General features: G+C 67.6%; 5 protein-coding genes. 1 reads left to right on the top strand and 4 read right to left on the bottom strand.

Annotation, left to right across the window (positions count from 1 at the left end; all coding sequences use genetic code 11):
• Positions 1–211: 211 nt before the first annotated feature.
• From AAHB17_RS24135 to AAHB17_RS24120, 4 genes are all read right to left on the bottom strand, one after another.
• Complete coding sequence (locus AAHB17_RS24135; protein WP_342133611.1) at positions 212–1,510, bottom strand: mechanosensitive ion channel family protein; 1,299 nt, start codon at positions 1,508–1,510, stop codon at positions 212–214.
• Positions 1,510–2,325, bottom strand: a complete 816-nt coding sequence (locus tag AAHB17_RS24130) for an enoyl-CoA hydratase (protein ID WP_342133610.1) — start codon at positions 2,323–2,325, stop codon at positions 1,510–1,512. The genes AAHB17_RS24135 and AAHB17_RS24130 overlap by 1 nt, the downstream gene beginning before the upstream one ends.
• Positions 2,326–2,356: 31 nt before the next feature.
• Entirely contained in the window at positions 2,357–3,841 is a 1,485-nt protein-coding gene (locus AAHB17_RS24125) for a mechanosensitive ion channel (RefSeq protein WP_342133609.1), read from the bottom strand.
• An 80-nt stretch (positions 3,842–3,921) separates the two neighbouring features.
• Positions 3,922–4,872 carry a histone deacetylase family protein gene (locus AAHB17_RS24120; protein WP_342133608.1) on the bottom strand — a complete coding sequence of 317 codons (951 nt, stop codon included), beginning with the start codon at positions 4,870–4,872 and terminating at the stop codon, positions 3,922–3,924.
• 28 nt (positions 4,873–4,900) lie between these two features.
• Between AAHB17_RS24120 and AAHB17_RS24115 the strand changes: the two genes are divergently transcribed.
• Positions 4,901–5,781 (top strand): AAA family ATPase (locus AAHB17_RS24115; protein WP_342133607.1); only part of this gene is annotated, 881 nt, incomplete at its 3' end.

Raw genomic sequence — 5,781 nt, 5'->3', positions numbered from 1 at the left:
CAAGACCTTCATTGTTGCGGCTCCTGAATGGTTGAAGAAAAGACAGTCAAATACTTTACGTTTACGTCAACGTCAATTTCCGATTCGGATTGTAGAACGTGGACATCACGAAAAACGAACGATCGTGCTTTTTTATGGATTATACGGGCCAACCCGGGGTTTGGGCCGAGCATTTTTTTCAGGCCGCCCCCCTGGGTGCCGGCCGACAGTTTCATCGCACCGGCGCGGCCGACGGTGCCACATGCACCACCCGCTGCGGATAAGGTATGTCAATCTGGTGCGCACGGAAGGCCTTGAGCACCGCGTGGTTGATGTCGGACTTGAGGTTGTTCTGCCCGTTCTCCGGGTCGGCCATCCAGTAGGCCAGGGTGAACTCCAGACCATCGGCGCCAAAAGCGGTCATGGCCACGCTGGGTGGCGGATCGAGCAGGACACGCGGCTGGGCCTCGGCGGCCTCCATCAGCAGCCGCGTGACCAGCTCGACATCGCTCTCGTAGCCCACCGCCACCAGCGTGGATTGCCACATCTTGGGATCGGCCAGCGAGAGGTTTTCCACCCGGCTGGTGATCAGCGTCTCGTTCGGCACAATCGCCTCGCGCCCTGTGGCCGAGCGGATCAGGGTATAGCGTGCCTTGATGTCCGTGACCCGGCCTTCGAAGGTGTCAACCCGCACCAGATCGCCGATGCGCATGCTGCGTTCGGCCAGGATCACAAAGCCGCTCACGTAGTTGGCAGCCAGCTTCTGCAGGCCAAAACCGATGCCCACGCCGACGGCGCCCCCCAGCACGGACAGGGCGGTCAGGTCGATGCCCACCGCCGTCAGCGCCATCAGCAGGCCCACGAACATCAGCAATGCACGGGTGGCGTTGCTGATGGCCTTGCGCAGCGACAACTCCCCGCCCACGGCCGAGCGCAGCAGGCGCGATTCGATGGCGGAGGAAATCCAGAGCGTGACGATCAGGACAGCGGCGGCGGTGACGGCGCCTTCGAGCAGGGTGCGCAGCGATATCCGGCTGGCACCCATTTTCCAGGTGATCTGCTCCATCTCCGCCAGCACCACCGGCAGCAGGCCGCTGACCCACAGCACCATGGCCAGCCACGCCAGCCAGGAGATGGTGCGTTCGATGGCATGGATCCAGGGCCTGTCGTCGTAGGCGGCTCGCAGCACTTTGACACCGACCCGGATGACCACCAGCGAGACCAGGACCGGAATGGCGACCTTGAACACCACCAGCTGCGGCACCCACTTGACCACGACCGCGCGCGCCACGTAGCTCAAGCCCAGCAGCAGCAGCGGGAACAGCACGCCATCCACCAGGTTGCGGCCAAACCAGACCGAACGGTGGTCGATGTGCTGACCCAGCGAGCGCCGCAACAGCCCGACCACGCCCACCGCCAGCAGCACGCAGACCACCAGCGCGGCCAGTTCGGTGAGCACGCTGGGCTGCGAGAAGGCCGCCAGCCACTGGGTGAAATCGTCGATGGGCCGTGCGCTTGCCGTCGCCCCCATCACGCGTCCCCTCCGGTGTCGGCGCGCCGCCAGGCGGGCGGCCGCTTTTCGATGAAGGCCAACACGCCTTCTTGTGCCACCTCATGCGCCATGTTGCAGGCCATGGTCTGGCCGGCCAGTTGGTAGGCCGCCTCGATGCCGGTCTCGCGCTGCCGGTAGAACAAGGCCTTGCCCATGGCCACCGCCTCGCGTGGCTTGGCCAGGATGGCGGCCACCAGGCGCTCGACCTCCGCGTCCAGGTCATTCGCCGGCACCACCCGGTTCACCAAGCCCCGGGCCTGGGCCTCGGCGGCACCGATGAATTCGCCGGTCAGCAGCATTTCCATGGCCTGCTTGGGCGCCATGTTGCGCACCAGCGGCACGCTGGGCGTGGCACAGAACAGGCCCACGTCGATGCCGTTGACACCGAAGCTGGCGCCTTCGGCCGCGACGGCCAGGTCGCACTGCGCCACCAGCTGGCAGCCGGCCGCCGTGGCCAGGCCCTGCACGCGGGCGATCACTGGCACCGACAGGTTCTGGATGGCCAGCATCATGCGGCTGCACTGGGCGAACAGGCGCTGGTAATAGGCCAGTTCGGGCTGGGCACGCATTTCCTTGAGGTTGTGGCCGGCGCAGAAGGCCTTGCCGGCGGCGCCCACCACCACCACGCGGGCGGCGTTGTCGCGAGCCACCTCGTCCAGCGCCTGCTGCAGGGCGCCCAGCATGGCCTCGCTGAGCACGTTGTAGGCGCCCGGGGTGTTGAGGGTCAGGGTGTGCACGCCACGGGCGTCACGCGTGTGCAGCAGCGGCGAGTCGGGAGCAGAAACAGCGGTCATCCCTGAATTGTGGCGCAAGGCGCCCCGCCCCTCATTCCTTGGGCGGCTCGCGTCCGTCGCCGCTCCAGCGCGCCAGCCAATGCGACATCAGCTTGCCGGCGGCCTCACGCCCGCCCAGGCCGAAGGACAGGGCCACCGCCACGGCGACCGCCCCCAAGGTGAGGCCAAAAGCCAGGTTGACGATGTCATCGGCAATGCCCATGGCCCGCAGGCCCATGGCCAGCACCAGCGCCAGGATGGCGAAGCGGCCGATGCGCGCCAAGCCTTGGCTGCTGGGACCGGCGGCACGGTTAATGGCCTCGTGGGCCAGGTTGGCCAGCCAGAAACCAACCACCAGGATGAGCGAACCCAGCAGCACGTCGCCACCGAAACGGATGAAGGTGCCGACGATCGATCCCACCTGGCCAAAGCCCAGCTGCGCCGCCGCCTCCACGGTGGCGAACAGCATGGCGAAAAACAGCGCGACGTGGCCGACGAAGACCGAGGCCGGGGTGCGTTCGAACGCGTGCCGCAGGCCCAGGTGGGCGGGCAGGCGGTCAAAACCCAGGGTGCCCAGCAGGCTGGCCAGCAGGCGGCTGGCGAAGGACGCCACCAGCCAGGTGATGACCAGGATCAGTCCGGCGGCGATGATGTGGGGCACGGCCGCCATCATCATGCCCAGCATCTCGGTGGCCGGGCGTGAGATGGCCTCGACCTTGAGCGCGTCGAGCGCGGCGATGAGGGCCGGCAGGAAGACCGCCACGAACACCAGCAGGCCGGCCACGCTGGACAAGCGCACCGATTCGGCCAGGCCGGCACGCGCGCCCAGACCGTCGCTGCCGGCGGTGCGCAGCAGGTTGGTGGTGAGCTTGCGCAACACCGTCGCCACGATCCAGCCGACACCCCCGATGACCAGAGCAGCCAGGGCGTTGGGCACCATGTCCAGTGTCTTGGCCACCATGTTGCGCAAGGGGTCCAGCAGGCCGTCCATCTGCAATGCCCCCAGGATGGCGGGCACGAACATCAGGATCACCAGCCAGAACAGCGCGTGGCCCAGCCCGTCGCTGATGGGCGCCATGTCGGCGTGTTCGGCCAGCTTCTCGTCGAGCGTGGTCCGGGACAGCGCCTGGTTGACCACCAGTCGCACGACGCTGGCCAGCAGCCAGGCCAGCAGCGCCAGCACGGCGCCGGCCAGCAGCCGGGGCGCGTATTCAAACAGGCGCGTCAACAAGGCCCCCAGCGGCCCGGACACCAGGGCCAGGTCGAGCGAATTGAACACCGCGGCCAGCACGAACAGCAAGGCGACCCAGAACAGGGTCACACCCAGCCCGCGTTCGATGTCCACCGCCTGACCGGTGAGCCGCGCGAAGCCCCGGTTGACCCCCAGCAAAGCCAGGCCGCGGCGGGCCCCGGCGCGCACCAGCACCGCCACCAGCCAGCCGCCGACGAGCATGGCCAGGGCGCCCAGCAAATGGGGTATTTGCCCGCCCAGCGCGGCCTGGACGGACTCCCACAAGGTGTTCCAATTGTTGTTCATGGTGTGTTCCTCCTGCTGCTGTTGTCAAACATGCGTGGCCTGCCACCACAGGCCACCTGCGGAAACCTCGGGACCGGCGTTCAGACGTCGGCCAGCACCCGGATGTGGGCCTCGACGCTGCGTCCCAGCGCGCTGAGGTTGTAGCCCCCCTCCAGGCAGCTCACGATGCGGCCCTTGGCGTGCCGGTCGGCCACCTGCTTGATGCGCTGCGTGATCCAGATGTAGTCGTTCTCGACCAGGCCCATCTGGCCCATGTCGTCCTCGCGGTGGGCGTCGAAGCCGGCGCTGATGAAGACCATCTGCGGCCGGAAGGCCTCCAGCCGGGGCAGCCACATCATGTCGATCAACTCGCGCACGTCCATGCCGCGGGTGTAGGCCGGCACCGGCATGTTGACCAGGTTGGCGGCGGTCGAATGCTGGCACTCGGGATAGAACGGGTGCTGGTAGAAGCTGCACATCAGGATGCGCTCGTCGCCGGCCACGATGTCCTCGGTGCCGTTGCCGTGGTGCACATCGAAGTCGATGATGGCGACCCGCTTGAGTCCGTGGCGCGCCAGCGCGTACTTGGCCGCGATCGCCACGTTGTTGAGGAAACAGAAGCCCATGGCCTTGTCGTGGCAGGCATGGTGGCCGGGCGGGCGCACGGCGCAGAAGGCGTTTTCCAGTTCACCGGCCATCACGGCGTCGGTGGCGTCGATGGCCGCTCCCGCCGCCAGCAAGGCAGCCTCCCAAGTGTGGGCGTTGATCGAGGTGTCGGGGTCGATGCTGGCATGGGTCGGGCCGCCGGCCAGCATGTCCTCGGCCAGGCGGTCGCTGAGTCCACGCAAGGCCGCCACGTGCATGCGGTCGTGGGCCAGCTCCACATCCGACAAGGCGGCGGCCGTCGGCTCGCGGCGCTCCAGCGCCGTTTCCAGGCCGGTGATCAGCAGGCGGTCCTCGATCGCGTCGAGTCGCTGCGGACACTCTGGGTGGCCCTCGCCCATCTCATGACGCCTGAACGCTTTGTGGGTGAAATATCCGGTCGGCTTCATGTCAAGGAATTTCCGCTATGGTGCCGGCATGGACGACACACGCCGACAAATTCACGAGCTGTTGGATCAGCTTAACACGGTCATCATGGGCAAACCGGCCCAGGTACACGACGGCGTGGCCTGTTTGTTGGCCGGCGGGCACCTGCTGATCGAAGACGTGCCTGGCGTCGGCAAGACCACGCTGGCCCACGCGTTGGCGCGCTGCTTCGGCCTGCAGTTCTCGCGCGTGCAGTTCACCGCCGACCTGATGCCCAGCGACCTGACCGGCGTGTCCATCTACGAACGCGAGAAGCAGGCTTTCGTGTTCCATCCCGGCCCGGTGTTCGCCCAGGTGCTGCTGGCCGACGAGATCAACCGCGCCAGCCCCAAGACCCAGAGCGCGCTGCTGGAGGCGATGGAGGAAAAGCAGGTCACGGTCGAAGGCGAAACCCGGCCCCTGCCCGCCCCCTTCTTCGTCATCGCCACACAGAACCCGCACGACCAGCTGGGCACCTATGCGCTGCCCGAATCGCAGCTCGACCGCTTCCATATGCGCTTGTCGCTGGGCTATCCCGACCGCGCCGCCGAACGCGCGCTGCTGATGGGCGCGGACCGGCGCGACATGCTGCAGGCGCTGCGCCCGGTGATGGATCTGCCGGGTCTGCGCCGGGCCCAGCAGGCGGTGGGTGCGGTGCACACCGCCGACGCGGTGATGAACTACCTGCAGGACATCGTGGCCACCACCCGCTCGGGCCGCTGGTTCGTGCAAGGCCTGAGCCCACGCGCCGCGCTGGCGGTGGTGCGCGCGGCCAAGGCCCAGGCCTGGCTCGACGGACGCGACTACGTGGCGCCCGACGACATCACCGCCGTGCTGCCCCAGACCATCGCGCACCGCATGGTGGTGGGCGGGGGCCCCGGCCCGGGGGGGCC

Origin of the sequence: Hydrogenophaga sp. OTU3427, assembly GCF_038440225.1 — a bacterium.
Taxonomy (GTDB): Bacteria; Pseudomonadota; Gammaproteobacteria; order Burkholderiales; family Burkholderiaceae_C; genus Hydrogenophaga.
This window is presented reverse-complemented; position numbering and strand designations above follow the sequence as displayed.